Raw genomic sequence first — 25,901 nt, 5'->3', positions numbered from 1 at the left:
GGTCACCGCCTCGGCCAGGGAGCCCAGCGCTGCTCGCCGCCGGGGGCCGTGGCTCGCAGTGCTCGAAGCTCCTTCCGGTCGATCCGGCCACGGGAGCTTCCTCCGCCGCCGTTGGGAGTGCGATACCAGTACTCGTGCCACCAGCCGCCGTCGCGGACCAGCCGTTCGCCGAAGGTGCCCGCTGTCAGTGCACCGACGCGCTCTCGCAACAGTTCGACGCAGTCCTCCACGGTCTCGTCACAGGCATCGCAGCCGCACCTCGGGAGTGCCAGTGTCTCGGTGCGCCCCAGCTGGACGACCAGGCCGGGGAACGAGGTGAACACCACCGCCAGCGGGGATGCGGCCGGGTCCGCCGGCGCCAGCCGGATGCCGGGAGCGGGTTCGCTGCCATGTGGGTCGGCTTCCTCGAACGTCTCGCCGACCACGGTGTACCGCTCGATCAGTTCGTCGAGCAGTTCGCGAGCGGCGGCGTGCAGCGGCGCATAGCGGCCCGGGTCGGTGACCCGGCTGTATGCCTCCTCGGGCGGCCCCTCCGGCCCCCAGTGGTCACCCATGGCGTCCATCGTGAGCGGCCGTCGGTGCTCCTGTCCAGGGGTTTTCCGCGGCTGCAGCACCAGCACGCACTCGAACGGGCACCAGGTGACCTGGCTGATGGGTGACCGCGGCCTGCCCAAGACGTGGCGGCACATGAACTGCTACGGCTCCCACACCTACCTGTGGGAGAACGCCGGCGGCGAGAAGTTCTGGGTGACGTACCACTTCAAGACCGACCAGGGCATCGAGTTCCGCACCCAGGAGGAGGGCGATGCGCTGGCCGGTTCCGACCGCGACCACCACCTGGCCGACCTCTACAACAGCATCAAGGCGGGCGACCACCCGAGCTGGACGCTGTACGTGCAGGTCATGCCGCACGACGAGGCGGCGGACTACCGGTTCAACCCGTTCGACCTGACGAAGGTCTGGCCGCACGGCGACTATCCGCTGATCAAGGTCGGCAAGTACACCCTGAACCGACCCGTCGAACTACTTCGCGGAGATCGAGCAGGCCGCGTTCGAGCCGGCCAACCTGGTCCCCGGGATCGGCCCTTCGCCGGACAAGATGCTGCTGGGCAGGCTGTTCGCCTACCGGGACGCGCATCGCTACCGGATCGGCCCGAACTACACGCAGCTCCCGGTGAACGCCGCCAGGTCCGAGGTGAACAGCTACTCCAAGGACGGGGCGATGCGCTACAGCAACCCGGGAGACCCGGTGTACGCGCCGAACTCCCACGGCGGTCCGCACGTCGAGGACGACGACTTCGGCCAGCTCAGGCCTTCGGGAAGTAGTTCCCGCCGCGAACAGCGGCCCCGGTGTGCGTGCCTCGTACATCGGGGCTGCTCGCTGTCCCAGCATTCCCCAGCTCCAGGGCAATATCGGGTTGAGTAGTGGCTGCTCCCGCCCGCTCTAACTGGTGTGGGTGAGACGACTGCTGCATTCGAGGTCGGCAGTGGACCCAATGTGGAAAGTCACCGCGGATGACTGCGCGACACGCGGCCCGAATGGGGGAACAAGACCCCCGAATGCACTAGAGCCCCCATACGAGTGGCGGCGTTGTATTTTCGGGTTTGCCACTCACCTCCTGTGACCTTAGTCACTCGACCGGGTCACTTGCGCTCGAATCCAAGATCCACTTGATCATCCGTTGCGGGTCGATCGCCATTGGGTGAATCCGGGACGTGATGGTTTAAAGTCGGATCCGCGCGATCTCGGCTGGTCAACCGTCTGGCTCATTGGTACCGATTGAGTCCGTTAGATCTTGTTTTTCAATGGGCCGGAGGTACGAAATGAATGGAAAAATTGCGCGTTCGATCGCCGCGGTAGCCGTGGGCAGTTTGTTGCTGGTGGCCACGGGTGGGATGGCGTCGGCGGGCACGTTGGGCGGTAAGGGAACGTCCAGCACCGAGGCGGCAGGTGCCGAGGTGCTGGAGTTGCGGGACCATCTCACCAAGGTGGCGTACGCGGGTGATGTCAAGTCCACGAAGGACGCGTTGCAGCGCCTTGACCCGCTGCTCGGAGATCTTTCCGCTGGCCAGGTCTACGCGATTCAGGCCGACGCCCAGGAGACCGCGGGTACCGCGCAGGGGCATCGCAGCGAGACCGCGCGGGTGCTCGCCGATCCGTCGGCCACTGCGCGACAGGTGCCCGCGGTGCCGGGACTGCCGCCGTTGCCGGATCCGCTCAGTATGGTGAGCGAACTGCTGCAGACGCTGTTGTCGACCCTGACCAGCCTGGTGAGCGGGCTGCTCGGATCGGCGCCCGCGCTGCCGGTTCCGGAGTTGCCGGTTCCGGAGGTTCCGGCTCCCTGAGTTGATCCAGCGCGATTCTGGTGAGGGGGAAGCGGAATCCGGCGCTCCGGCGTGGTGTACTCCGCGCCGGATTCCGTTCCGCCAGGACTGGAACACACGATTCGGCTGGGTGATCTCCGGGCGAGAGCGACTACTGCATCCGTGTGGGTTACCGGCGAGCGCTGCGGAGTGGCAGGCGGACGTTGAGTGACGAACAGTGGATTTCTACTCGGCAATTTACTGCGGAAGCCCGATCTTGCTTCATCCTTTGTGGTTCCGCCCGGCCGAATCCGGATTCGGCACGTGAGGAGCGGAAAACCGATTCGGCTGCCCCGCGGCTGGTGCTTCTTCGGCCCGCTTGGTATCGATTGAAGCGGCTAGGTCTTATGTTTTCCGCACGGCCGGGAGGTACGGATGAAAAGCAGATTCGCCCGCTCGATTGCCGCGATAGCCGTCGGTGGAATGCTGGCGGTGTCCATGGCGGGCATGGCCTCGGCGAGTGTCGTGGACAACGGTAAGGGGACGTCCAGCACCGAGGCGGCGGGTGCCCAGGTGCTGGAGTTGCGCGACCATCTGGCCAGGGTGGCCTATGCGGGTGACGTCAGGTCCACGAAGGACGCGTTGCAGCGCCTTGACCCGCTGCTCGGAGATCTTTCCGCTGGCCAGGTCTATGCCATCCAGGCCGAGGCCCAGGAGATCGCCGGAACCGCCCAGGCGCAGCGCAACGAGAACGCGCGCGTGTTGGCTGACCCCGGTTCCGCACCACGCCAGGTGCCGCAAGCGTCCGCGCTACCTTCGCTGCCGGATCCGCTGACGATGCTGAACGGCCTCCTGCAGAGTCTGCTGCAAACGCTGTCCAAATTGCTGATCAACCTGCTCGGCCCGTTGCCCGTACCGCCGGTTCCCGCGCCCCAGGGCCAGGTGAGCATCCACTGAGATGGGGGCACCGGAATCCGGCGTGGAGTTTCCACGCCGGATTCCGGCCGTTGCGGGTGCTGGTCGAGTCAGGCCGGGGCGCGTCGGCTGAGCCCGACGCGCAGCGCGCCCGCCGCTTCGGCGGTCGCCTCGGTGAAGCGCCTGCCGACGCCGAGGAAGTTCACATATCCGTGGATCAGATCGGCCTGCCTGCTCAGTGCCACCGGCACACCGGCTTCGGCTAGCCGCTCGGCGTACAACTCACCCTCGTCGCGCAGCGGATCGAAGCCCGCGGTAGCGACGTAGGCGGGCGGCAGTCCGGTCAGCTCCTCGGCCAGCAGCGGTGACATGCGCGGGTCGGTGCGATCCGCTCCCGGTGGTGCGTAGTGGTCGAGGAACCAGGTCATACTCTCGTCGGTGAGGAAGAAGCCCTCACCGAACAACTCCCGCGAACGGCGGCGGACCGTCGCGTCCACCGTCGGGTAGAGCAACAGCTGGAACGCGGGCGCCGGTCCACCTCTGCGGGTGGCGTCCTGCGCCACGACGGCCGCCAGGTTGCCGCCCGCACTGTCGCCGCCGACCGCGATCCGGGCGGGGTCCGCACCCAGTTCGCCCGCCTTTGCGTGGGCATAATCGAATGCCGCGAGTGCATCGTCCGCCGCCGCGGGGAACGGATCCTCCGGTGCCAGCCGGTACTCGACCGAAAGGACCCGGACGCCCGCCCGGCTGGCCAGGAACCGAGCGGTGTTGTCGTGGCTCTCCCGGTTGCCGATCACGAAACCGCCGCCGTGGTAGAAGACCAGCAGTCCGGACGGCGCGGCCAGGCCCTCCGGCGTGTAGAGCGTTGCGGGGACCGTGCCGTGCGGGGCCGGGACGGAGATCTCGCTGGTGCTGATCGGCTCGATGGTCTTCCCGCTGACCAGGTGCCTGCTGAGGGCGAGCTCGGCACGCGAGACGGCAACGTCCGATTTGGCGAGTGTCGCGCCGGAGAGTTGCTGCATACGCAACAGGAGCTGGGCGTCGAGTGCGAGTTCCTGACCGTCCAGCCGGATCGGCCTACCCGCGATAAGCCTGCGCAGTGGCCGCGGAAGCGCGTAGAGCAGCTGGGCGGCAGCGGCTTGCGCCCGGATCTGGAGCGGTATCGACATTGGTTCCTCCCGGTTCGGACGTCTCCGGCGAGGTTACCCGTGAGTAGGTAATAGGACCAGATGTGAGCGAGAACTCCGCATCCTGACGTGGCCCTCAACCTAAGTGGAGGGTCTAGCCTCGGGGGGTGACTTCTTCCTCCACGATCAACGTGCTCGGTATCGGTGGCTCGCTCAGGGACGGTTCCCAGTCGGAACGGGCATTGAGTATCGCGTTGGCCGGTGCGGCGGAGCAGGGCGCGACCACGTCCGCCTTCACCGGGAGCAAGCTCGCACTGCCGTTCTACGACGTCACCGTTCCCGAGCGTTCGGCGGCGGCGGTCGAACTCGTGGAAGCGGTCCGTGCCGCCGATGGCCTGATCGTGGTCTCGCCCGGATATCACGGTGCCCTGTCCGGGCTGGTGAAGAACGCGCTGGACTACGTCGAGGATCTCCGCCCTGACGAGCGGCCGTACCTGCACGGCAGGGGGGTCGGGCTGGTCGCCGTGGCGCACGGCTGGCAGGCCGCGGTCACCACGCTGGACCAGTTGCGCACGATCACGCACGCCCTGCGCGGTTGGCCGACCCCGCTCGGTGGCGCGGTGAACAGCGCCGAGGTCAAGTTCGACGAGGCCGGCGGCGCCTCGGAGGAACGCGTCGTGGAGACCCTGCGACTGATCGGCAGGCAGGTCGTCGAGTTCGCTCGAACGCGGCATCCCTGATTTGGCCTTCCGACTTCTGGGTAGTCCAGGACTGAACCTGTTGGCGAACTGGCGCTAGGTGGCAATGTTGTCCCCGAGCCTGCCGAGTCGATCGTGACGCGCGTTTGCCGACAGACACTGAGTTCTGCCCGACCAGAAGCAGGGAGGAACGGTCAACATGGCCGAACCGATGTACACCGCTGAGGCGACCGCGCGTGGCGACGGACGCAACGGCGAGGTCACCTCCTCGGATGGCCAGATTGACGAGAAGCTCGCGGTACCCCAGGAAATGGGGGGTCCCGGGGGCGAATTCACCAACCCCGAGCAACTCTTCGCAGCCGGTTATGCGGCCTGTTTTCACGGGGCGTTGCGGCAGGTGGCGAAACAGGGCGGGGTGGACGTCGACGAGTCGAGTGTCACGGCGCGGGTCGGGATCGGCAAGACCGAGGCGGACAAGCTGGCGCTGACCGTGGAGTTGCGGTCCACCCTGCCGGGGATGGAGCAGGGCAAGGCCGACGAACTGGTCGCCCAGGCCCATCAGGTGTGCCCGTACTCCAATGCCACCAGAGGCAACATCCGCGTCGAAGTCAGCGCGACCACCTGAAGCGACGGTTCTCAATTCAGAAGTCGGGTCACAATTCGAGAGGAATCGCAAGATGGCCAAGTCGCCGATCAAGAGCCCGCTGAACGACAGCGACAAGGAAGTCACCGGTAACGTGCTGCAGTCCACGCTGGTGGACCTGATCGACCTTTCGCTGGTCGCCAAGCAGGCGCACTGGAACGTCGTCGGCAAGAACTTCCGCAGCGTTCACCTGCAGCTCGACGAACTCGTCAGCGTCGCACGCACGTACACCGACGAGGTGGCGGAGCGTGCCAACGCCATCGGCGTCTCGCCCAACGGCAAGGCGAAGACCGTGGTGGAGAGTTCGGGCCTGTCCGACTACCCGGACAACTGGCAGTCGGACGACGCGACCGTCGCCGCGATCGTGGATATCCTGACGGAGCTGATCGAGCGCCTGCGCAAGCGCATCGACGAGACCGACAAGAGCGACCTGGTGACCCAGGACCTGCTCATCGAACTCACCGACAAGCTGGAGCAGGCGCACTGGATGTGGCAGGCGCAGCAGGCCTGATTCAGATCCACCCAGCCGCGGTCGGGGTCATCGTGCACATGCGCGGTGGCCCCGACCGCATTGGTCTTTCGGTCGCTCAGCGCAGGTTGACGGCCCGCTGGGCGAAGTAGACCTCGATGGCCACCTGCTTGACCGTCTCCGCGATGACGAGGGAGCCGTGGCCCGCGTCGTAGCGGTAGAACTCGAACGGCACCTTCCGTGCGGCCAGCCGGTTCAGGTAGTTCTCGATCTGTCGGATCGGGCAGCGCGGGTCGTTGTCGCCCGCGAGGACCAGCACGGGTGCCTTGACGGCCTCCACGTAGGTGATCGGCGAGCACTCGTCATACACGGCGGGGATGTCGGCGGGAGTGCCGCCGAACAACGCGCGGTCGAACGAGCGCAACTGCTCCATCTCGTCCTCGAACGCCGCGACGTAGTCCGCCACCGGCACACCCGCGATGCCGCCTGCCCAGCGGTCCGGCTGGGTGCCCAGCGCCAGCAGGCTCAGGTAACCGCCCCAGGACGCACCGTTGACCACACAGCGCCCAGGGTCGGCAAGACCGCTGCTCACCGCCCAGTCGTGCACGGCGGCCACGTCCTCCAGTTCGGTCAGCCCCGGCCTGCCCTCGATCGCGTCCCGCCAGGTGGACCCGTAACCGGTCGAGCCGCGATAGTTCACCTCGACCACGGCGAAGCCGGCGTCCAGCCAGACCGCCCGGTAGGCGGAGAAGCGGTCCTCGTCCGCCGCGTGCGGCCCACCGTGCAGGCTGAACAGGGTCGGCAGCGGACCGTCGGGGGCGCCCTCCGGACGGGAGACCAGCGCGTGGATCTGCCCTCCGGCGCCCTCGACGAACGCGTCGGTCACCGGCGCGGATCCGGGGGCGGGTTCGCCTGGTGGCTGCAGCAGCACACTGTCCTTGCCCGCCGGGGTACGTGCGCGGATCAGCGGCGGGGTGGCGGCGCTGGACCAGGAGTACTCCACCGTCCCGTCGGGCCGCACTCCCGCGCCACCGATCCGCCCCGGCGGGGTGTCCAGCGCGCTGAGCGCGCCCGTCGCGAGTTCGTAGCGGTGCAGCGAGCTGCGTCCCTGGTGGAAGTGCACGACGAGCAGTGCGCTCGCGTCCGGGTACCAGGTCGCGACGACCTCGCCGGGCAGGTCGAGGGCAAGTTCGGTCTCGGTGTCGGCGTCGACGTCCCAGATCAGCAGCTCTTCGCGCCCCCTGCGTTCGTGCAGCACGAGCAACCGCGAGTCGCCGTGCACGGGAGAGAACTCCAACGCGGCGAGGCCCTTGCCCGCGCCGTCCCACTTGTCCGCCACGGTGCCGAAGCCCTTGGTCGCGAGGACCCGGACAGCGGGGTGACGGGAATCACCGTGCTCGGAGTGCGAGATCGCCAGCAGCTTCTCGTTGCGGGACAACGCGGAGATCGAAGCGTCGTCATCGGTGCTGTAGAAGCGGGTCGTCGCTCCGCCGGAGTGCGCGTACAACGCGCTGCCCTCGTCGGTGGAGACACCGATGGCGATGAGCTCGTGCCCGATCTCGAGTCCGGCGGGGTAGCCGTCGGGGATGTCGGCGACCGCGGGCGCGGGCTCGGCGGGTCCGGCGAAGGGCTGGCGGACCCAGGAGCCGAACTCGTCGCCGTCGGTGTCGTTGAACCACCAGATCCACGTGCCGTCCGGCGAGAGCGTGGCGTGCATCGTGCCGTTCGGCCGGTCGGTGACCTTGCGGTGCTCGGCGGTGATCCGGTCCCAGGCGTAGACCTCCCAGACGCCACTGGCGTTGGAGACATAGAGGTTGGCATCCGGCGCGTCGAGTGCCCATTCGGGCGCCGACATGCGCGCGGCGTGGAAACGAGCACGCCAGCGGGCCTCCGCGGTCGCGTCGTCGAAAAGATGTTGGGGGACCAGGGCGGGCGGGTATTGGGTTACTGGCTGCGTGGTCACCCCCCGATCCTGCCACTTCCGTAGGGTTACCAGCGTGCTGGATGGTGACGTGCCGGGTGACGCGGGTTTCGTGCTGCCGTTGCTGCGACCGGGGATGCGGGTGCTCGATGTCGGCTGTGGCCTCGGCGCGGTCACGCTGGGTTTCGGCACGGCGGTACACCCGGTCCAGGTGCTCGGGGTCGATCCCGAGCCCGAGCGGCTCGTCAAGGCTGGCGGAGTCGTCCGCCGCAGGGGAATATCCACTGTGGACTTCGCGGCCGGTGCCGCACTCCGTCTTCCGGTTGCGGAGGCGGCCTTCGACGTGGTGTTCGCGCACGCTCTGATCGAACGCACGAAGGACCCGGCGGAGCTGCTGGCCGAACTGCTCCGGGTGTTGCGGCCAGGGGGTACCCTTGCTTTGTCCACATCGGACTGGAGTCGGGCGAAGCTGCGACCGAGGACCGCGAATGTGGATGCCGCCCTGCGCGGGTACTTCCAGCTGCTACGGGCCAGGGGTGAGGACCCGTTCGCGGGCAGGCGGGTCGCGGAGCACGTGGAGCGCGCCGGGTTCCGGGAGGTCAGGGCCAGGTCGCGGCACCGGCCGGGGCTGGAGTACCGAGTGCTCGCCGAGCGTGTCGAGTCGGGACTGGCCGAGGCGCTGCGGGCGCCGGGCGGCCCGGATCCGCAGCTGGCAAGTGCCGCCCGTTCGGCGTGGAGCTGGGCGCGTGGCGGGGGCGGCGAGTTCAGCCAGTGCTGGACCGAGCTCGTGGCCGTTCGTGCGCCGTGACAGCGCTTGACCGGGTGCCGGTCAGGTAAGGCAGGAAGCAACCTGACTCCCGTCGACAACGTCTTTTTGGTGACGGCGCTGGGTCGCCAGTGCCTCGAGTCGGGGAGTTGATGACGATGGGCACACGCAGGGTTCTGGTCGCCGGTTCGGTCGCGCTGATCGTGGCCGCTTCGGCCGTGGCGACCGCGCAGGCGGAGGATTCCTGGACGCTCGGTCCGGACGGCTACAAGGCATTGCGACTGCACCAGCCCGAGCAGGCCGCTGAGCGCACTGGTCTGCTCGTGGACAAGCAGGCAGACGCTCCATGCCACCTGTTCCATCTGCGTGCCGCGGAGGGGCAGACGAACGTGGGCAGTGGGGTGTTCGTCGATCCGGGGCGCGGGGTGGTGATGATCGGCGGGACGGTGAAGTCGCACACCCCGGAAGGAATCAGCATCGGCTCCAGCCTGGCCGAGGTGCGCGCCGCGTATCCGGCGCTGGCGACGGTGCCACCGATGTCCTGGGTCTACCGCGCACGAGTGGAGGGCCGCACGGACGCGCGCTACCGCTTCGCCTTCGACGACAACAACCAAGTAGCCGACTTCGCCCTGGAATCCACCCGGATGGGCACCTGCGGCTAGGTGCCTTCCGCACCCAGCGAGGATGTCCCCAATGCCACATTGGGGACATCCCAACGCGCCCTTCCGCACCCCAGCCCGTCCCCGGCCAACCGGCGCGCGACGCTCGCAGAGCGAGCTCGCACCGTGGGGGGCCGGGGGGCTCGGCCCCCCGCGACGTCACAAAAGAAAGATCCCCATCCACGTTCTCCGTGGATGGGGATCTCCCAATCTTTCCGTCGGGGTGGCGGGATTTGAACCCACGACCTCCTCGACCCGAACGAGGCACGCTACCAAGCTGCGCCACACCCCGATGTACTGCTGTACTGCTCAACTCGGGCCGAAAGAGAGTCTAGCGGACGTCGCTGGGCGCCTCGAACGGGGTTTGCTTCCGCGCCGAACGACCGCCGCTCGGCTTCGGAACGAGCGTCAGCAGTGTGGCTTCCGGTGGGCAGGCGAACCGGGCGGGGGCGTAGGGCGAGGTGCCCAGGCCTGCGGAGACGTGCAGCCACATGTGCGCTCCCCAGCGGGAGGCGCCCCGGGCGCGCGAGCGGTCCAGTTCGCAGTTCGTCACGAGCGCGCCGAAGCCGGGCAGCCGCAACTGTCCGCCATGGGTGTGCCCGGCGAGCACGAGGTCGTAACCGTCGGCGGCGAACGGGTCGAGGACCCGCGGCTCCGGGGAGTGGACCACACCGAGCCGCAGCGCGGCGTTCCGGTCGGCCTGTCCGGCGATGTCGCTGTAGCGGTCCCGGTGCAGGTGCGGATCGTCCAGGCCGGCGGCGAAGACCCGCTGGCCGTCCACGTCCAGCGTCCGGCGTACGTGGGTCAGGTCCTGCCAGCCGTGCTCGACGAGGCCCGCACGCAGGTCCCGCCAGGGCAGGCGGAGGCCGTGAACGCGCTTCTTGCGCCCCTTCGGCAGCAGGTATCTGGCCGGGTTTTTCGGCTTCGGTCCGTAGTAGTCGTTGCTGCCGAAGACGAACACGCCGGGACGGTCCAGCAGGGGACCGAGCGCCCGCAGGACGGCAGGTACCGCTTGCTTGTGCGCCAGGTTGTCCCCGGTGTTGACCACGAGGTCGGGTTCGAGCAGGTCGAGTGCGGCGACCCAGCGTTGCTTGGAGTGGTGTCCCGGCAGCATGTGCAGGTCGGAGATGTGCAGGACCTTGAGCGGTCGTGCGCCCTCAGCGAGCACCGGGAGCTCCACGGTGCGCAGGGTCCAGTGCCGCCGTTCGATGGCGGTGGCATAGCCGAAGGCCGCCGCGCCGAGGGCAAGTGTCCCCACTGCGAGGCGTTTCAGCGTCACCGGCGACGTGCGGGTGTTACTCAGCGTGCTCACATGTTCCAGTTTACGTGCTCGGCCGGATGACGGTGTTGTGCCGGGCGAACAACCAGACGTTGGTCGGGTTGGCCGACAGGGCCCCTAGTTCATCCGCTCGTACTTCGGGTCGGCACCGGGCAGCGGGGGCTTGGGTTCGCCGTCGAGGATCTTGTCCATCGCGCCGTACCAGGTACGGGCCGGGGTCCGGCCACCGAACATGGTTCCCTCGTCCGGCGGAACGGCGACGACGTTGCCGACTCCGCGGTCCTGCAGGCCACCGTTCGGGTAATCCGGCCGGAACACCATCGCCGCGCCGGCGAGCTGCGGTGTGGCGCCGATGAAGGCCGCCGAGCCGTTGATCTGCGTGGTTCCGGTCTTTCCGATCATCGGGCGGTCCCAGCCGACGTCGGCGGCGGCCTTTGCCGCGGTGCCACCCGGCTCGTGGTCCTTGCTCATGCCCACTGCGAGCGTATTGGCCAGGCCCTCGTCCACGGCCTGCTCGCAGGGCTCGGTCTTGATCGGGATCGGCTCGCCACTGCGGTCGGTGATCTCCAGGATCGGATTCGGCGGGCACCAGACGCCGCCGCTCATGATCGTCGCCGCCACGTTGGCCAGTTCGAGACCGGACACCGGGCTGACCCCCAGGGTGAACGAGCCCTGTCCGGGCGAGTTCTCCTTGGGGCCGAAGAACTGCTTCTGCGACACCTGCAATCCGTAGTTGTCGCTGTCCGGGTTCGGTTTGGCACCCGCGAGGTTGCTCGCCATGGTGTTCCGCAGCCCGAGCTTGCTCGCCATGTCGACCACGGCCCCCATCCCGGCCCGCTCCTCGAGGATGACGAACGAGGTGTTGGGAGAGCGCTGCAGTGCCGTCTGCAGGGTGATTTCCGAATCGAACTCCGAGCCTTCGTTGTTGGTCACGCAGTAGGCCCAGGTGCCCTGGCCGACCTGCGGGCAACCCGGTTTCTGGCCACTTGTGAAGACGTTCGACACGTGGCGGCTTGGTGCCGGGACCATGTCGTGGATGCCCGCTTTGCCCTCTTTCATGGCGGCCGCCGCGGTGAACATCTTGTAACTCGATCCCGCGCCCGTCATGTTGTAGATCCCCGACGGCAGGCCGTACACGGTCTGGCCCTTCGCCGGATCCGTGCCGTAGTCCCGGTTCGCCACAAGGGCGATGACCTCGCGCGACTTCTTGCCGGGTTTCACCAGTGACAGGGTGTTCGCCACATTCTCCTGGTCCTTCTTGACCTGGGTCTGCGCCGACATCTTGGCCTCGTGATTGGCCTTCTGGTCCATGCTGGTCTTGATCGTCCAGCCACCGGTGAAGATCTGGTCCTCGGTCAGCCCCTTGCCCTTGAGGTAGTCGAGGACGTACTGGCAGAAGAACCCGTTCTCCGGGCCGGCGCCGATGCAGGTGGACGCGGGCTTGTTCGGGCCGTCGGGGACCACGCCCAGCGGCTCGTCCTTGATCCGCTCGCCGTCCTCGGCCGCCAGCTTGCGGTTCTCGACCATCTTGTCGATCACGCGGTTGCGCCGCTCCTTCGCGGCCTCCGGGTGGTTCCACGGGTCGAGCTGACCGGGGTTGTTCACCATGCCGGCCAGCAGTGCGCCCTGCGCGACCGTGAGTTCCTTCGCGGTGGTGTCGAAGTAGGCGTGCGCCGCGGCTCCCACGCCGAAGATCTGCCGGGAGAACTCGACCACGTTGAGGTAGCCGGTGAGCACCTGCTCCTTGGTCATCTTGGTCTCGAGCTGGATCGCGATCCGCGCTTCCTTCAGCTTGCGGGCGATCGACTGCTCCTGCGCCTTCTCCTGGCCGACCTCGGAATCCCGGTAGACCACGTTGATCAGGTAGTTCTTCACGTACTGCTGGGTGATGGTCGAGGCACCCTGCGTGTCGCCACCGGTCTGGTTGCTGATCGCCGCCCGCAGCGTGCCCTTCCAGTCGACGCCGTGGTGCTCGTAGAAGCGCTTGTCCTCGATCGAGACCAGCGCCCACTTCATCGCGTCGGAGATCTCGTCGCTCGCCGTCGGGATGCGGTACTGCTTGTAGAGCGACGCGATCTGGTTGCCGTCCCGGTCGGTCACCCTCGTGACAAGTGGGGGCGGCACGTCGGCCAGTTCGGAGGACATCTCGTCCACCGTCTGGCTCGCCTGGTTCGAGATCACCCCAGCGGCGCCGACGACGGGGAAAAGCAGCCCCGCGACCAGCACCCCCGCGAGCAGACAGAGGCCGACGAGTTTCAGCAGACCATCGCTCTTGCGCACGTTGGCAAGGGTACGCGGTTGCCTGTTGCGTGTGTGTGACCACGTAACGAGCGGTTCACCCTTGGGTACCGCCATATGCATTACTCCGAATGGTGGACAGATGTATCTGGCCAAGTCGTAACAAATGCAACGGGACTCTTGGCTAGTGGAACCGAAGCCCTTTACAGTCCGTCAACGTCTCACGTAAACAGCCGAAGGATGGATCAGTGCGGTTCCGGCCGTCCTGATGCAGCTGAAGGCACCGGTGCCTGGGGAGGCGCCGGTGAGAGGGCGGAAACAAGGGACCTGCTCGTGGGGGCCGAGGCGTGACAAATCTCGACTCCTATCTGTGGGCCACTACAGGTTAGGGAGCTGGGGGTATGGAGACCAACCAGTCGGACTGGCGGATCAGCGCGTCCTGCCGGGACACCGATCCGGACGGGCTCTTCGTTCGGGGTGCCGAGCAGAACAGGGCGAAACTGGTCTGCATGGGGTGCCCGGTGCGAACGGAGTGCCTTGCCGAGGCGCTGGACAACCGGATCGACTTCGGTGTCTGGGGTGGCATGACCGAGCGTGAAAGGCGTGCACTGCTTCGCAGGCGCCCCGAGGTCGGCAACTGGGGCGACCTGCTGGAGTCGGCGAAGCGGAAGTTCGCACCCGAGGAGGAACCCGCCGCGCGGGTGTCCTGATCGGGCTTGTCGGCACTGTCGTAAGGGATGCGGCCGGCCAGGGCCGCATCCTTCACGAACCCGAAAGCCGCTCGCCGATCTCGCGCAGGCCACCGAGGTCGTGCACATCGCTCGGCAGGGCAGGAACCCGCACCACGGAAACCTCCGGGTGTGCCTTGGTGAACCGGGCGAGCAGCCGCTTCTCCCGTTCGGCCAGCGCCACCCGGTCCGCGTGCAGGCGCAGCACAGCGGTGGCCAGCGGCGCGCTCTGCTCGCCTCGCTCGAGCGCGTCCGCCGCAGCGAGCGCATCGGTCGCGGGGAGCCGCGCCAGCACCGGGTGGGTCCGGTTGGCGACGAGCCCGCTCAGTGGCATCGACTCGTCGGAGAGTCGCTCGACGAAGTAACTCGCCTCGCGCAACGCGTCCGGCTCGGGGGCGGCCACCACCAGGAACGCCGTGCCTGCCGAGCGCAGCAGTTCGGCGGTCTTGCGAGCCCGTTCGCGGAAACCGCCGAACATGGTGTCGAAGGCCTGCATGAACGCCGATGCGTCGGCGAGCAGCTGGCCGCCGAGGATGGTGGACACGGCCTTGGCGAACATCGAGAATCCCGCGCTGACCACCTTGCGCAGACCCCAGCCGCCCGCCTTCGCGGGGGCGGTCAGCAGACGGATCATCCGGCCGTCGAGCGCGCTCGACAACCTGGTCGGTGCGTCGAGGAAGTCCAAAGCGGACCGGCTGGGCGGCGTGTCCACGATGATCAGGTCCCAGTCACCCGTCGCGGCCAGCTGCCCGAGTTTCTCCATCGCCATGTACTCCTGAGTTCCGGAGAACGACGTGGAGATGGTTTGGTAGAAGGGGTTGGCGAGAAGTTGCTCGGCCCGCTCGGGGCCAGCGTGCGCTCGCACCATATCGTCGAAGGTGCGACGCATGTCGAGCATCATCGCCCAGAGTTCACCCTTGGGCTCGAATCCTTCGACCTGCACCTGTTTCGGATAATTGCCCAGCTCGCGCAGGCCGAGCGCCTGTGCGAGGCGGCGGGCCGGGTCGATCGTCAGCACGACCGTCTGCCTGCCGCGTTCCGCGGCCCGCAGGGCCAGCGCCGCGGCGGTGGTGGTCTTGCCTACCCCGCCCGATCCACAGCAGACGATCACCCGGGTCTCCGGGTCGTCGATCAGAAGATCGGTGTCGAGCACGGCGCCGTCTTTCCCGCCGGTCACGTCCGCACCCCCTGTTCGGTCAGTGCATCGGCCAGTTCGTACAGCGCGGCCACGTCCACTCCTGCATTGAGGTCGGGCAGTTCCAGCGTCGGCAGGTCGGCCTCGTCGAGCTGTTCCCGCGCGCGCTGTTCGGCCGCGACCCGGATCGCGTGCTCGACCGTCTCCTCGACCAGCCCTTCCAGGTCGTCGTTCGACAGTTCCAGCCCGGCGGCCTTGAGTCCCGCCCGCACCCGGGAGGCGTCCACCCTGCCGTCGGCCGCTGCCGTGACCGAGCGGGCGGGCAGCCGGGGTGGGCGGACCCGGTTGACCAGCACCGCGCCGGGGCGCAGATCCGCGCCGTCGAGGTCGGCGACGGCTTCGAGGGTCTCGCGTACCGGCATCTCCTCGAGCAGGGTCACCAGGTGCACCGCGGTCTCGCCGGAGTGCAGCAGCCGGACCACGCCCTCGGCCTGGCCACGGATGGGCCCGGTCTTGGCCAGATCGGTCAGCGCCTTGGTCACGTCAAGGAACTTCACCACGCGACCGGTCGGGGGTGCGTCGACCACCACGGCGTCGTAGACGTACCTGCCGTCGGAGTCGGTGCGCCGGACGCACTCCTTGATTTTCCCGGTGAGCAGCACGTCGCGCAGGCCCGGCGCGAGTGTCGTGGCGAACTCGATCGCGCCCATCCGGCGCAGCGTGCGTCCTGCGAAGCCGAGGTTGTAGAACATCTCGAAGTACTCGAGCAGCGCGGCTTCGACGTCGATGTGCAGGGCGCGCAACTCGCCCCCTCCCGGGGCCGCCGCGATGCGCTGTTCGGCATAGGGCAGTGGTTCGGTGTCGAAGAGCTGGGCGAAGCCCTGCCGTCCCTCGACCTCGATCAGCAGGACGCGCTTGCCTTCACGGGCCAGCGCGAGCCCGAGCGCGGCGGCGAGGGTGGTCTTGCCCGTCCCTCCCTTGCCGGTGACGAAATGAAGCCGGGTGCGGGTGAGCTCTTCGGGCCAGCCAGCATGCGCAGTGGTCACCTTGGCAGCCTAAGTCACGGCTGCCGGGGCAGCTGTCGAGCAGGCGGACACAGTTCGCCGGGCTCGGTCAGCTGGCCAACACGAGAACCGTGACCGCAACACCGACCAGTCCGACAGCTCCCCAGGCCAACGCGGTCGGCAGCACGGTGAGCACGAGCAGACCGAGCAGCGCCAGCGCGGTTGCGGAGACCGCGCCGGACACCGCGACCGACCCCGACGAGCCGGTGACGTCGCGAACCTTCGCCATCACCACCAGCACACCGGGCACGCCGGCGAGCGCCAGCACCACCGTCGCGATGACCCGCCACGTCTCCATACGGCGTCACATTAGTTCGCGGCGCCCAGCGGGGTGACCAGAACGCACCGCACCGGTTTCGCGTTCGCGGGGTCCAGCGCGTTCAGGACGTGGCCCGCGGCCACCGGATCCGCTGCGACCGCCGCGTGCTCGGCGAAGTCAAGCCCGCATTCGTCCTGCAGCACGATGTTCGTCACGTTTGTCCCCTCGGCCACACCGCTGGTGTAGGGAACGACGAGCTCGTCGTATTTGGTGACGATGTTGGTGTAGGTGACGTCCGGCGCGAAGATGCCCACGCTGTGCAGGTTCTTCAGGTAGTCCGAACCCTGCAGGAACTGCGAACAAGAACCGCAGACGGGGTTCAGCGCGCCGTCTACGACCGGGTCGAGGCCGATCAGGCTGCCGTGCTGGTAGAGCGTGGAAAGGCCGAGCAACGTTGTGCCCTCCCACAGCGGAGTGAGGCTCACGTACTTGTCCACCTTGGACTCGCCGCCGAGGAACCGCACGTAGTAGCTGGGCATCAGCGTGCCCTCGGAGTGTCCGAGAAGGTCCACTCGCGACGCTCCGGTGGCGTCGAGCACCTGGTCGACGAACGCCGAGAGTTCGGCCGCGCTCTCCTCCATCGGCACAAGGCCGCCGGGCTGGTACACCCCGGGAGTCCCGACGGAGTCCTTTGTGCCGTAGGTGAGGGAGAAGACGCAGTAGCCCTCGTTGGCGAGCAGGGGGGCGAACGTCTGCCAGTTGACGGTCTGGTTCGCGCCGAGGCCGTGGGTGAGCACGACCGGGTTCGGATGCTCTTCGGTGGGCGTGCAGGACCAGTCGTTGGCACCGGGCGGTGCGCCGCCGGGCGCCGCCAGCTGGGCGGGGAGCGCGGCGCCAAGCGTCCACGGCACCGGGTACGTTTCCGTTGCCGAGGCGGTGCCGGGGATGATCAGCAGCGTCAGGACGGCGCCGAGCGCGGCAGCCACCAGGGACCTCGTTGTCCGCATGTGATTCCTTCCCTACTCGTGAGTAGGTATGAAGTGAACCACAGTTGGGGTGTTTCGAACCAGAGCTAGTTGGTGGGGCGGATCGGCCGCATCGGTACGCAGGGCACGGGTGCCGCGTTTTCCGGGTCGAGCGCGTTGAGTACGTGCCCCAGCGCGTTGGGATCCACGACGAGGCCCACGTGGTTCACCCGGTCGCTGGGGCAGGTGTCCTGCAGGATGATGTTCGTGACGTTCGGCCCGTGGCCGATCCCGCTCGTGTGGGGCACCACGATCTCGTCGTACTTGGTGATGATGTTGGTGTAGGTGATCTCCGGCAGGAAGATGCCGCCCTCGTTGAGCGTGCGCAATGTCTCCGAGCCCGCGAGCAGTTCGATGCAGGCCCTGCAGTCGGTCAGCAGGCCGATCAGGCCGCCGAGGCCGACCGTTCGCAGCAGTGCGTGCAGGCTGCCGAGTCCGGCCAGGTTGGTGCCGTTCCAGCCGGGGGCAAGGCTGACGTACTTGTCGATCGTCGGGCCGCCGCCGAGGATCTTGGCGAAGTAGGTCGGCACCATCGTGCCCTGCGAGTAGCCGACGATGTCGACCTTCTCGGCTCCGGTTTCGTGCAGCACCCGGTCCACGAACTCGCCCAGTTCCCGGGCGCTGTACTCGAGCGGCATCAGTCCGCCGACCACGTCCTCGACGACGGGTGCGTCCGGGATCACGCCGTAGGTCAACGCGAAGGCGCAGTACCCCTCGTCGACCAGCCTCGGCGCGAGCGCGCGCCAGGTGGTGTTCATGTTGTCGCCGGTGCCGTGCACCAGCACCACGGGTGTGGGGTGTGCGGGATCCGGGCGGCAGTTCCAGTCGTTGAAGCCACCGGAGCCGCCGGAGCCGCCGAAGCCGTTGCCTGGTTCGGCGGAGGCCGCGGCCGGGACCACAGTGGCGAGTACCGATGCCAGAACGAGGCTGATGAGCGCAGGTCTTGAACGTCGCATGTGATCCCCCTGTCGCGGACGGGTCCCCATGTACGAGATTCCGGCAACAGGGCACGTGGGGCCAGGACACGACAGGGTGGACTATCCGTGACCGAGAACCACAGCGGGTGACAGTGTCGCGCGGTGGTAATGGGCTGCGGACGTACCGGCTACGCTCGCGGCATGAGTGCCACCAAGTGGGAGTACGCCACGGTTCCGCTGTTGATTCACGCGACCAAGCAGATCCTCGATCAGTGGGGCGAGGACGGCTGGGAACTGGTTACGGTGTTGCCGAACCCGAGTGGGGAGCAACACGTCGCCTATCTCAAGCGCCCGAAAGGTTGATCATGAGCTGGACCGCAAGGCTCGGCGAACTAGGTATTGAACTGCCCGGCGTGGCCGCCCCGGTGGCGGCGTACGTGCCCGCGGTCCGCAGCGGCTCGCAGGTGCTGACCTCGGGACAGCTGCCATTTGTCGAAGGATCGTTGCCGGAGACCGGCAAGGTCGGCGGGGAAGTCAGTCCGGAGGCCGCGAAGGGGCATGCGCGCACCTGTGCGCTGAACGCGCTCGCCGCCGTGGACTCCGTCGCCGGTCTCGACTCGATCGTGCGCGTGGTGAAGGTGACCGGTTACGTCGCCTCGGCGGAGGGCTTCACCGGTCAGCCCGCGGTGATCAACGGCGCCTCCGAACTGCTCGGTGAGGTTTTCGGTGACGCGGGTGTGCACGTGCGTGCGGCCGTCGGCGTCGCGGAGCTGCCGCTCGGCGCGCCCGTGGAACTAGACCTCGTGGTGGAGGTGGCGTGATGCACGGCGGGTTGTCGAGCGTGTCGCGTCGCGCTTGGGCCGGAGGCCCGGAATTTCCGGAGCCGGAGGCGGGGCGCCTGCGTCCCGGCTACGGCAAACTGTGGAGCGCGTCCTCAAAAGAAAGGGTGGCGTGATGGATCCGGACATTGAGGACTCATGTCACGAACTGCTCCTGCGGCTCGCGGGCCGGTTGCCGGACCAGACGCTGTGGCGGTTCCGCGACTGGCTCGGCGAGGGGGCGATGGGCACCCTCGCGCGCACCCTGCCCAAGGCTTTGCTAAAGCACAGGATTGACCTGGAGCAATCGGAGTACCGCCTGCTCGTCGCCGGTCTGATTCCCCACGGTGCCGATTGGCACCAGGTAAGTTCAGCCCTTGGGGTGGACGACGTCACCGATACGCGGTACACATTCCACTCGAGTGCACCCGATTGGGTGAACTCTGTCGACTCGGTGTCTGTGCTTGTCCACGCAACGTTGCGGGGAAGGCCGGACGTGGGTGAGGTTCGGGAGAGCTGGCGGCACGGGGGTGTCACGGACGAGCACGAGGCCAAGCGCGTACTGCTGGTCACCGCGTTGTCCGGTACCACTCGGCTGACCGGGGAACTGCAGCGTGTGTTGCGGGTGCTTGGTGACGAGGAGCCGAGCGTGGAGGTACTGCCGCCGCGCTTCGAGTTGCCGGAGTACCACCGGGCCGCGCTGGCGAACTCCCGGTTGGTGTGCGTGGGCGCCGTGGACACCGGGCACCGTCTCGTCTCGGCGTAACGCTCGCCCCTCCGGCGAGCTGGAGGGAGTAGGCCATGGCGGAGAACTACGACGCCGCTGCCGGCAATGCCGCTGACGGGCTCGCTGTGCCGCTGCGGCTGCACAACCTGTTGCTGGCGCTCGCGGGCAGGATGGACGACAGTGCGCTGTCGGAGGCGCGCGAGCTGGTCGCCCGATCACATATGGACGACGCTGCGGAGTTGACGGCGGGCACCTTGATCGCTGGGCGGATCCCGGTGCGCGGGATTGAGCAGCGCGAGCTCGCCCTGGTGCTGGAGATGAGCCGGTCGGACGCCACTCTCGCCGACCAGCTGTTCGTGAGCGACGCCGATCAGGGGGCCGCGCACCGCTTCACCGGCGAGAACCAGCCGGAACTCGGGATGGCCGAGGCCCTGGACCGCACGATCCACGTGCTGCCGGACCTGCGCTCGGTACACGCCGTCTGGCGAAACACTCCGGCCGGAAGCGTGCCAGGACCGTTGCCGCAGCGCGTGGTGCTTGTCGAGATCGGTCCGGAAGCTCACCCGCCTGCCGTCGCCTACCGCGTGTACGCGGCGCTGCGCCGTGCGGGCCTGCACTCGGTGGTCGAGGTCAGCGGGCCGTGGGCGGAGCGCTCCGCCTATCACGACAGCGCGCTCGCGGTGGCGAACCCGGTCTGGACGACCGGTGCGAACTCCGGCGGGACCGCCGGTCCTCGGGCGGAGGAGACGCAGGGACGGCCGAAGAAGAACCGGCATGTTTCGCCGGTGGCTCGGTCCGAGCCGCAGCACGCGATTCGGGAGCAGCCCGAGCAGCGTGCGGAGTCAGGGCAGAACGCCGAGCCGCAGCCGAGCGCGGCGACCGCATCGATCCCGCCAGCTCGCCAGGAGGATCAGCCGAGCGTCGCGGCCACCACCGACATGAGCTCTGCCGAAGTGGCCCAGCTGCGGATGGCACTGGCCGAGGATCCGGAGACCGGAAAGGCGATCGCCTCCGCGAAGATCCGGCCTGGTGAGGTCGTCGAGATTCCCGATCTCGATCTGGACGACCCGCAGCTGAGCGAGCGGGACCGGCAGTTGCTGCGGGAGCTGCACGCCGAACTGGCCGAGCGGGAGAAGGCCGAGGCGGGCGGCGGCAGGGTCAACGGCACGAGCAGGGGCGTCGGCGAGGCGGACCGCGGCAGGGCCGACGGCTTCACCGGCTGACACACCAGCACGCCACTTTCCCGGGAAAGTGCGAGGCGCTCCTGGGCGGACGCGGCGAGACGTTGCACTTTCCCGGGAAAGTGCCCGGTGGTGACGAGGGTCTCCCGCCAGAGCGGACCGCCCGGCGTATCTTGCGGTCGTGGCTGAACTACGGCATGACCTCAAGTTCGATGCGTCGCTGGCGGGCGACGCCGGTACGTTGCCTGCCGATCCGGTGACCCCGAAGGACGCCGCCACCGTCATCCTGCTGCGCGATACTCCGGACGGACCCGAGGTGTTCCTGCAGCGCAGGGTGACGGCCATGGCGTTCGCGGCCGGGATGACCGTCTTTCCCGGCGGTGGTGTCGACGAGCGGGACGCCGATGCGTCGGTGCGCTGGGCAGGTCCGGGGCCAGCGCGGTGGGCCCGGTGGTTCGACTGCCCGGAACCACTGGCGCGGGCGCTGGTCTGCGCCGCGGTGCGCGAGACCTTCGAGGAGTCCGGGGTGCTGCTGGCCGGCACCGACTCCGGCGTCCTGACCGCCACGGACCAATACGCCGAGGCCAGAAAGGCCCTGGTCTCCCGGGACCTTTCGCTGGCCGCGTTCCTCGCCCGAGAAGGGCTGACGCTGCGGGCCGACCTGCTGCGGCCCTGGGCGAACTGGGTCACGCCGGCAGCCGAACCGCGTCGCTACGACGCCCGATTCTTCGTCGCGACGCTGCCCGAGGGGCAGACCGCCGACGGCGCCACGACCGAGGCCGAGAGCTCGGGGTGGCAGCGGCCGGAGGACGCCCTCGCCGACGCGGAGGCCGGCCGCAGCAGGCTGATGCCGCCCACCTGGATCACGCTCACCGAGATGGCGGAGTTCGCCGCCGCGGCCGAGGCGCTGGCAACCGAGCGGACGGTGCGGAAGATCATGCCTTCGCTGGTACGCGAGGGGGACCAGGTTCGAGTCGTACTGGAGGAAATGTGAGCGGTCATCCGGCCTACGCGCAGCTGCGTGGTGTCTCTCCGGTTGCCTCGGTGCTGCTCGAGGAGAACGCCTCGACGATGACGCTGGAGGGCACCAACAGCTGGGTGTTGCGAGCTCCGGGGGCGGCGAGCAGCATCGTCGTCGATCCGGGGCACGAGGACCCCGCGCACCTCGACCGGCTTGCGGGCTTCGGGGACGTCGAGCTGGTACTGCTCACCCACCATCATCCCGATCACGCGGAGGGTGCCCCGTCCTTCGCCGAACGGGTGGGCGCCCCGGTTCGGGCGCTGGACCCCGCCCTGTGCCGCGGTGCCGGGCCGCTGCAGCCCGGCGAAGTGGTGTCGGCGGCCGGTCTGGACGTGCAGGTGCTGCACACCCCGGGGCACACCGCGGACTCCGTGTCGCTGCGCCTGGAACACGAGGGCCGCACCCATGTGCTCACCGGGGACACCGTGCTCGGCCGCGGGACCACCGTGCTCACCGACCTCGGTGACTACCTGCGCTCCTTGCGCACACTGGTGACCCTGCCCGAGGGCACGCTCGGCCTGCCGGGGCACGGACCCGAGCTGGCCGACCTCGCCCGAACGGCCCGGGAGTACGCGGAGCACCGGGAGCAGCGCCTCGACCAGGTGCGAGCCGCCCTGCGCGCGTTGGGTCCGACCGCATCACCACGGCAGATCGTCGAGCTCGTTTACGCCGACGTCGACCGGGCACTCTGGGCGCCTGCGGAGGCCAGTGTCCTGGCGCAGCTGCAGTACCTGCGATCGGAGGGAGAGCTGTGAGCGTGCGGGAGATCGAGTTCTACTGGCGTCCCGGCTGCGGCTTCTGCGCGGCGCTGGTGAGGCCCCTGCGGGCCAGCGGGCTGCCGGTGCGGGAGATCAACATCTGGGAGGAGCCGGGGGCGGCTGAGCGCGTTCGTGAGGTGGCCGGCGGCAACGAGACCGTGCCGACCGTGATCGTCGGCGAGCGGGCGATGGTGAACCCGAGTTTCGCCGAGATCACCGAGGCGGTCCGCGAACAGGCGCCGGAACTTCTGGAGGCCCCCGGGCGGTAACGGCCGGGAATTGTCCCTGCCTCCCGCTAGCGTCCTGAGCATGACCACACGTTCACGACGTTCGTCTTTGCCGCGGCGTCTGTTCGTCGCGCTCGTCGCCGTAGTCACCGCCGTGACTCTCGCGGCGCCCCCGGCCACCGCCGGGTCGAATCACTGGGTGGGCACCTGGGGTACTTCGGTGCAGGCACCGGGGCCGGACGGTTTCTCCGGCCCGAACTGGTCGAGGGAAGGCTTCACCGACCAGTCGGTGCGGCAGGTGATCCGGGTCAGCGCCGGCGGGCTTCGGTTGCGCGTCCGGCTGTCCAACGAGTACGGATCGGCTCCGCTGCGGCTCACGGGCGCCAGCATCGGGAAGGCCGGGGCGGGTGCGTCCGTACGGCCGGGAAGCGTTCGGCCCCTGACGTTCGAGCACTCGCTCTCGGCGACGATTCCGGCAGGCGAGCAGCTCGCCAGCGACCCGGTGCTGCTGCCGACCGCGCCGCTGGAGACGCTGTCGGTGACGTTGTACTTCGCGGAACCCACGGGTCCGTCCACCTTCCACGAGCAGGCGGTCGCCACCACCTACCGCGCCGCCGGTGACCACCGCTTCGACCGGGGAGCCGCGGCTTTCACGGAGTCCACCAAGTCCTGGTACCACCTCGCGGGTGTCGACGTCGCGGGCCAGGTGTTCGGAGCGAGGGGCACCGTCGTGACCCTTGGCGACTCCATCACCGACGGCGTCGCCTCGACGGTCGACACCAACAACCGCTACCCGGACGAACTGGCTGAACGCCTGGTCGCCGCCCGCAAGCCGCTCGGCGTGCTCAACGCGGGGATCAGCGGGAACCGGGTCCTCCGGGACTCGCCGTGCTTCGGTGAGGCCGCGCTCGACCGGTTCGAGCGGGATGTGCTCGAACAGCCTGGCGTGCGCACCGTGATCGTGCTCGAGGGGATCAACGACATCGGCATGGGCGGGCCGGGCTTCGGGGACTGTGCTCCGCCCAGCCCCGAGGTCACCGCGGCGGACCTGATCGAAGGCCACCGGGCGTTGATCGAGGCGGCGCGGGCCGCCGGGATCAAAACGGTCGGCGCCACCCTGCTGCCGATGAAGGGGTCCTTCTACGACGATCCGGAGGACAAGGCCGAGGCCGTCCGGGACGAGGTGAACGACTGGATCCGCAGCAGCGGCGAGTACGACGAGGTGGTGGACCTTGGCCGGGCCCTGGCCGACCGACGAATAGTGCTCGTACATCACCGTTGTCGGCGTGCATTGGAGTGTGGCAGTCGGTGGACGCCGGTGTGATCAGCCTGCCGGACACCGGATCCGACACAGGGCGTTCCATCAACGCTCCACCATGCCGAGGCGGCCGAGACCAAGGGCGGCAATGCCGCGCTGGCACCTTTCCGCGGCGGCCGCGAGGACCAGGCGCCACGCCTTCGTGCGCGTTCAGCCGACAGGTGCGGGCACGGCGGCAGGTTCGGCGGGATCGGGTGCTGCGGACCTGATGGTGTGCCGCCGTAGGTACACGACTCCGGCCAGCGCGATCGCCGCGCCTGCTGCCGCGAGGAACGAGGCGGGCGGGCCGCTGTGCTCGACGAGGTAACCGCTGACGGACTGACCGGCGGCCAGGCCGAGGGTGATGGCGGTGAGCAGCCATCCGAAGGCCTCGGCCGCCGTGCCCTTCGGGGCGACGATCTCGATGGCGGCGGAGTGCGTGGTCGACTGCGGGGTGATCAGGGCTCCGGCGCCGAGCATGGCGAGCGCGAGCCACCACAGCGAAGCGGGCGCGAGAGCCGTCGGCAGTGCGAGCAACGCCACGAGCGTGCCGAACACCGCCAGTAGCACCGGAAGTCGCAGCGCCATGGGGCGAGGCCAGGGACGCATGCTGTAGGCGACACCGAAGGCCACCGAACTCACTGACCAGGCCGAGAGCAGCAGCCCGCCGACCGCGGGCTTGCCGGCCTCGGTCGCGGCGGCGGGCACCGCGACCTCGATGAAGCCGATGACCATGCCGAACCCCAGTGCCGCGATCGCCAGCGTGCGCATCCCCGGGCTGGCCAGCGCGCCGAGGAGCCTGCTGCCCTCGTTGACCCTGGACGGACCCCAGGCGCGGACTGTCGGGCTCAGCGCGAAGGTGATCGAACCGGTGACCATGCAGGCGGCCCCGACCACCATGCCGGTACCGGCCCACGGTGCGGCGATCAGCAGGCCGGCCACTCCGGGACCGAGAATGAAGAAGACCTCCATGCTGATCGCCTCGTAGGAGAAGGCCGCGTTGCGGATGGGCCCGGCGGGCAGCAGTCGTCCCCAGAGCGCCCTCGAGGCGGAGCCGACCATGGGCTCGCTCAGGCCGATGGCCACCGAGAGTGCGATGAGTACCGCGGTGGGGGCGTGCGTCTCGATCGCCGTCACCAGTGCGGTCATCGTGGTCACGAACATCGACGTGACGATCAGCAGTGGCCGGGTCGGGCCGAACCGGTCGATCAGCCGGCCCTGAGCGACCGAGCCGATCGACACCCCGACGAGCGCGCTCGCCGACACGATGCCCGCGATCGCGAACGAGCCGGTCTCGCGCTGCACGAAAAGCAGCGCGGAGATCCCGATCATCGCGATCGGCAGGCGGGCGAGCAGGGAGGCGATCGCGGGGCCGCGAGCGCCGGGGGCGCTCAGCGCCCGACGGTAGTCGGCCAGGGTGGAGCCGCCGGGAGACGCGGATTGGGACACGCGTACCAGTATGCACAGATCTGGTACGTCGGTACCAGTAGTTTTGTGGTCGGCTCGGTCACGTGCACTCTGACGCGCTCTCGTGCCGAATTTGGTCTCAGTTGAGTAACAGAGTCGGATTTTGCGCCGAAGTTGCGCAACGAGCCGACTGAAAAAGCGTCCTTGAGGGTGAACGACCTTGAGTTAGTGGGTAGGGGTCGTGCGATGGTTGAATCAGCAGGTTCAACTTTGGTCGATCGAACATCGCTGGATCGAACGCAATCTCCCTCCGGAGAT

At 68.4% G+C, this 25,901-nt stretch carries 27 protein-coding genes, 1 tRNA gene and 1 pseudogene; 17 read left to right on the top strand and 12 right to left on the bottom strand.

Annotated features, from left to right (window positions below; all coding sequences use genetic code 11):
- Positions 1-2 precede the first annotated feature (2 nt).
- Entirely contained in the window at positions 3-554 is a 552-nt protein-coding gene (locus BM199_RS29340) for a DUF6226 family protein (RefSeq protein WP_091678414.1), read from the bottom strand.
- Between the two features lie 73 nt (positions 555-627).
- Between BM199_RS29340 and BM199_RS29335 the strand changes: the two are divergent.
- From BM199_RS29335 to BM199_RS29325, 3 genes and pseudogenes are all read left to right on the top strand, one after another.
- A pseudogene (locus BM199_RS29335) lies at positions 628-1,294 on the top strand (catalase); the annotation flags it as partial.
- A gap of 530 nt (positions 1,295-1,824) precedes the next feature.
- Entirely contained in the window at positions 1,825-2,346 is a 522-nt protein-coding gene (locus BM199_RS29330; RefSeq protein WP_091678412.1) for a hypothetical protein, read from the top strand.
- A 393-nt stretch (positions 2,347-2,739) separates the two neighbouring features.
- Positions 2,740-3,261, top strand: coding sequence for a hypothetical protein (locus tag BM199_RS29325; protein ID WP_091678409.1), 522 nt, complete (start codon positions 2,740-2,742; stop codon positions 3,259-3,261).
- Between the two features lie 68 nt (positions 3,262-3,329).
- Here BM199_RS29325 and BM199_RS29320 read toward each other — a convergent pair whose 3' ends face one another.
- Positions 3,330-4,388: an alpha/beta hydrolase gene (locus BM199_RS29320; protein WP_091678405.1), complete on the bottom strand. Its 1,059-nt coding sequence runs from the start codon at positions 4,386-4,388 to the stop codon at positions 3,330-3,332.
- A 125-nt stretch (positions 4,389-4,513) separates the two neighbouring features.
- On the opposite strand from BM199_RS29320, the gene BM199_RS29315 reads away from it, so the two are divergent.
- The 3 genes from BM199_RS29315 to BM199_RS29305 all read left to right on the top strand — a co-directional run bounded on the left by BM199_RS29315 (position 4,514) and on the right by BM199_RS29305 (position 6,198).
- Positions 4,514-5,086, top strand: a complete 573-nt coding sequence (locus BM199_RS29315) for an NADPH-dependent FMN reductase (RefSeq protein ID WP_091678402.1) — start codon at positions 4,514-4,516, stop codon at positions 5,084-5,086.
- Between the two features lie 157 nt (positions 5,087-5,243).
- Entirely contained in the window at positions 5,244-5,669 is a 426-nt protein-coding gene (locus BM199_RS29310; RefSeq protein ID WP_091678399.1) for an organic hydroperoxide resistance protein, read from the top strand.
- A 52-nt stretch (positions 5,670-5,721) separates the two neighbouring features.
- Entirely contained in the window at positions 5,722-6,198 is a 477-nt protein-coding gene (locus BM199_RS29305; protein WP_091678397.1) for a Dps family protein, read from the top strand.
- Positions 6,199-6,274: 76 nt separating this feature from the next.
- Here the strand turns inward: BM199_RS29305 and BM199_RS29300 are convergent, their stop codons facing one another.
- A complete protein-coding gene (locus BM199_RS29300; protein ID WP_091678393.1) occupies positions 6,275-8,119 on the bottom strand; it encodes a S9 family peptidase in 1,845 nt (614 codons plus the stop codon).
- 34 nt (positions 8,120-8,153) lie between these two features.
- On the opposite strand from BM199_RS29300, the gene BM199_RS29295 reads away from it, so the two are divergent.
- A complete protein-coding gene (locus tag BM199_RS29295) occupies positions 8,154-8,885 on the top strand; it encodes a class I SAM-dependent methyltransferase (RefSeq protein ID WP_245788880.1) in 732 nt (243 codons plus the stop codon).
- Between the two features lie 116 nt (positions 8,886-9,001).
- A complete protein-coding gene (locus BM199_RS29290; RefSeq protein ID WP_143101945.1) occupies positions 9,002-9,505 on the top strand; it encodes a hypothetical protein in 504 nt (167 codons plus the stop codon).
- Between the two features lie 215 nt (positions 9,506-9,720).
- On the opposite strand, the gene BM199_RS29285 is transcribed toward BM199_RS29290, so the two are convergent.
- The 3 genes from BM199_RS29285 to BM199_RS29275 form a co-directional block, all read right to left on the bottom strand.
- Positions 9,721-9,794, bottom strand: a tRNA-Pro gene (locus tag BM199_RS29285).
- A gap of 39 nt (positions 9,795-9,833) precedes the next feature.
- Positions 9,834-10,775, bottom strand: a complete 942-nt coding sequence (locus BM199_RS29280; protein ID WP_091678482.1) for a metallophosphoesterase — start codon at positions 10,773-10,775, stop codon at positions 9,834-9,836.
- A gap of 123 nt (positions 10,776-10,898) precedes the next feature.
- Entirely contained in the window at positions 10,899-13,061 is a 2,163-nt protein-coding gene (locus BM199_RS29275) for a transglycosylase domain-containing protein (RefSeq protein WP_177242847.1), read from the bottom strand.
- Positions 13,062-13,420: 359 nt separating this feature from the next.
- On the opposite strand from BM199_RS29275, the gene BM199_RS29270 reads away from it, so the two are divergent.
- Positions 13,421-13,729, top strand: coding sequence for a WhiB family transcriptional regulator (locus tag BM199_RS29270; RefSeq protein ID WP_091678384.1), 309 nt, complete (start codon positions 13,421-13,423; stop codon positions 13,727-13,729).
- Between the two features lie 52 nt (positions 13,730-13,781).
- Here the strand turns inward: BM199_RS29270 and bagB are convergent, their stop codons facing one another.
- From bagB to BM199_RS29245, 5 genes are all read right to left on the bottom strand, one after another.
- Entirely contained in the window at positions 13,782-14,924 is a 1,143-nt protein-coding gene (bagB, locus tag BM199_RS29265) for an ATPase BagB (protein WP_245788878.1), read from the bottom strand.
- Positions 14,921-15,928 carry an ATPase BagA gene (gene bagA / locus BM199_RS29260; protein ID WP_091678381.1) on the bottom strand — a complete coding sequence of 336 codons (1,008 nt, stop codon included), beginning with the start codon at positions 15,926-15,928 and terminating at the stop codon, positions 14,921-14,923. The genes bagB and bagA overlap by 4 nt, the downstream gene beginning before the upstream one ends.
- Before the next feature lie 67 nt (positions 15,929-15,995).
- Entirely contained in the window at positions 15,996-16,244 is a 249-nt protein-coding gene (locus tag BM199_RS29255) for a hypothetical protein (protein ID WP_091678380.1), read from the bottom strand.
- Positions 16,245-16,255: 11 nt separating this feature from the next.
- On the bottom strand, positions 16,256-17,212 hold the full coding sequence (locus tag BM199_RS29250; RefSeq protein ID WP_091678377.1) for an esterase/lipase family protein: 957 nt from the start codon (positions 17,210-17,212) through the stop codon (positions 16,256-16,258).
- 65 nt (positions 17,213-17,277) lie between these two features.
- Positions 17,278-18,186, bottom strand: coding sequence for an esterase/lipase family protein (locus BM199_RS29245; RefSeq protein ID WP_091678375.1), 909 nt, complete (start codon positions 18,184-18,186; stop codon positions 17,278-17,280).
- A gap of 162 nt (positions 18,187-18,348) precedes the next feature.
- On the opposite strand from BM199_RS29245, the gene sp36 reads away from it, so the two are divergent.
- The 8 genes from sp36 (at position 18,349) to BM199_RS29205 (ending at position 24,203) form a co-directional block, all read left to right on the top strand.
- Complete coding sequence (sp36, locus tag BM199_RS29240) at positions 18,349-18,510, top strand: Sp36 family protein (protein ID WP_003068074.1); 162 nt, start codon at positions 18,349-18,351, stop codon at positions 18,508-18,510.
- Positions 18,511-18,512: 2 nt separating this feature from the next.
- Positions 18,513-18,968: a RidA family protein gene (locus tag BM199_RS29235; protein WP_091678372.1), complete on the top strand. Its 456-nt coding sequence runs from the start codon at positions 18,513-18,515 to the stop codon at positions 18,966-18,968.
- Positions 18,969-19,101: 133 nt separating this feature from the next.
- The gene (locus tag BM199_RS29230; protein WP_091678370.1) at positions 19,102-19,731 is read left to right on the top strand and encodes a hypothetical protein; all 630 of its coding nucleotides are present in this window, start codon (positions 19,102-19,104) and stop codon (positions 19,729-19,731) included.
- A 35-nt stretch (positions 19,732-19,766) separates the two neighbouring features.
- Positions 19,767-20,915, top strand: a complete 1,149-nt coding sequence (locus tag BM199_RS29225) for a hypothetical protein (RefSeq protein WP_091678367.1) — start codon at positions 19,767-19,769, stop codon at positions 20,913-20,915.
- A 178-nt stretch (positions 20,916-21,093) separates the two neighbouring features.
- On the top strand, positions 21,094-21,867 hold the full coding sequence (locus tag BM199_RS29220) for an NUDIX hydrolase (RefSeq protein ID WP_177242849.1): 774 nt from the start codon (positions 21,094-21,096) through the stop codon (positions 21,865-21,867).
- Positions 21,864-22,649 carry an MBL fold metallo-hydrolase gene (locus BM199_RS29215; RefSeq protein WP_245788876.1) on the top strand — a complete coding sequence of 262 codons (786 nt, stop codon included), beginning with the start codon at positions 21,864-21,866 and terminating at the stop codon, positions 22,647-22,649. The genes BM199_RS29220 and BM199_RS29215 overlap by 4 nt, the downstream gene beginning before the upstream one ends.
- A complete protein-coding gene (locus BM199_RS29210) occupies positions 22,646-22,921 on the top strand; it encodes a glutaredoxin domain-containing protein (protein ID WP_091678365.1) in 276 nt (91 codons plus the stop codon). Before BM199_RS29215 ends, BM199_RS29210 begins: the two co-directional genes overlap by 4 nt.
- Positions 22,922-22,961: 40 nt before the next feature.
- The gene (locus BM199_RS29205; protein ID WP_091678362.1) at positions 22,962-24,203 is read left to right on the top strand and encodes an SGNH/GDSL hydrolase family protein; all 1,242 of its coding nucleotides are present in this window, start codon (positions 22,962-22,964) and stop codon (positions 24,201-24,203) included.
- A 144-nt stretch (positions 24,204-24,347) separates the two neighbouring features.
- Here the strand turns inward: BM199_RS29205 and BM199_RS29200 are convergent, their stop codons facing one another.
- A complete protein-coding gene (locus BM199_RS29200; protein ID WP_091678359.1) occupies positions 24,348-25,625 on the bottom strand; it encodes an MFS transporter in 1,278 nt (425 codons plus the stop codon).
- Between the last annotated feature and the right edge of the window lie 276 nt (positions 25,626-25,901).

The sequence above is a fragment of the Amycolatopsis marina genome, assembly GCF_900111885.1.
GTDB classification, from domain to species: Bacteria; Actinomycetota; Actinomycetes; order Mycobacteriales; family Pseudonocardiaceae; genus Amycolatopsis; species Amycolatopsis marina.
Note: the sequence above shows the minus strand (reverse complement) of the source record. Positions and strands in the feature narration are given on the sequence as shown.

What these genes read in the sequence shown, in the direction of transcription:
- BM199_RS29325 (WP_091678409.1), top strand. Translation starts at nt 2,740, where the DNA reads ATGAAAAGCAGATTCGCCCGCTCGATTGCCGCGATAGCCGTCGGTGGA.
- BM199_RS29250 (WP_091678377.1), bottom strand. Translation starts at nt 17,212, where the DNA reads ATGCGGACAACGAGGTCCCTGGTGGCTGCCGCGCTCGGCGCCGTCCTG.
- BM199_RS29330 (WP_091678412.1), top strand. Translation starts at nt 1,825, where the DNA reads ATGAATGGAAAAATTGCGCGTTCGATCGCCGCGGTAGCCGTGGGCAGT.
- BM199_RS29255 (WP_091678380.1), bottom strand. Translation starts at nt 16,244, where the DNA reads ATGGAGACGTGGCGGGTCATCGCGACGGTGGTGCTGGCGCTCGCCGGC.
- BM199_RS29245 (WP_091678375.1), bottom strand. Translation starts at nt 18,186, where the DNA reads ATGCGACGTTCAAGACCTGCGCTCATCAGCCTCGTTCTGGCATCGGTA.
- BM199_RS29290 (WP_143101945.1), top strand. Translation starts at nt 9,002, where the DNA reads ATGGGCACACGCAGGGTTCTGGTCGCCGGTTCGGTCGCGCTGATCGTG.
- BM199_RS29305 (WP_091678397.1), top strand. Translation starts at nt 5,722, where the DNA reads ATGGCCAAGTCGCCGATCAAGAGCCCGCTGAACGACAGCGACAAGGAA.
- BM199_RS29230 (WP_091678370.1), top strand. Translation starts at nt 19,102, where the DNA reads ATGGATCCGGACATTGAGGACTCATGTCACGAACTGCTCCTGCGGCTC.
- BM199_RS29320 (WP_091678405.1), bottom strand. Translation starts at nt 4,388, where the DNA reads ATGTCGATACCGCTCCAGATCCGGGCGCAAGCCGCTGCCGCCCAGCTG.
- BM199_RS29270 (WP_091678384.1), top strand. Translation starts at nt 13,421, where the DNA reads ATGGAGACCAACCAGTCGGACTGGCGGATCAGCGCGTCCTGCCGGGAC.
- BM199_RS29310 (WP_091678399.1), top strand. Translation starts at nt 5,244, where the DNA reads ATGGCCGAACCGATGTACACCGCTGAGGCGACCGCGCGTGGCGACGGA.
- BM199_RS29235 (WP_091678372.1), top strand. Translation starts at nt 18,513, where the DNA reads ATGAGCTGGACCGCAAGGCTCGGCGAACTAGGTATTGAACTGCCCGGC.
- BM199_RS29205 (WP_091678362.1), top strand. Translation starts at nt 22,962, where the DNA reads ATGACCACACGTTCACGACGTTCGTCTTTGCCGCGGCGTCTGTTCGTC.
- sp36 (WP_003068074.1), top strand. Translation starts at nt 18,349, where the DNA reads ATGAGTGCCACCAAGTGGGAGTACGCCACGGTTCCGCTGTTGATTCAC.
- BM199_RS29340 (WP_091678414.1), bottom strand. Translation starts at nt 554, where the DNA reads ATGGGTGACCACTGGGGGCCGGAGGGGCCGCCCGAGGAGGCATACAGC.
- BM199_RS29225 (WP_091678367.1), top strand. Translation starts at nt 19,767, where the DNA reads ATGGCGGAGAACTACGACGCCGCTGCCGGCAATGCCGCTGACGGGCTC.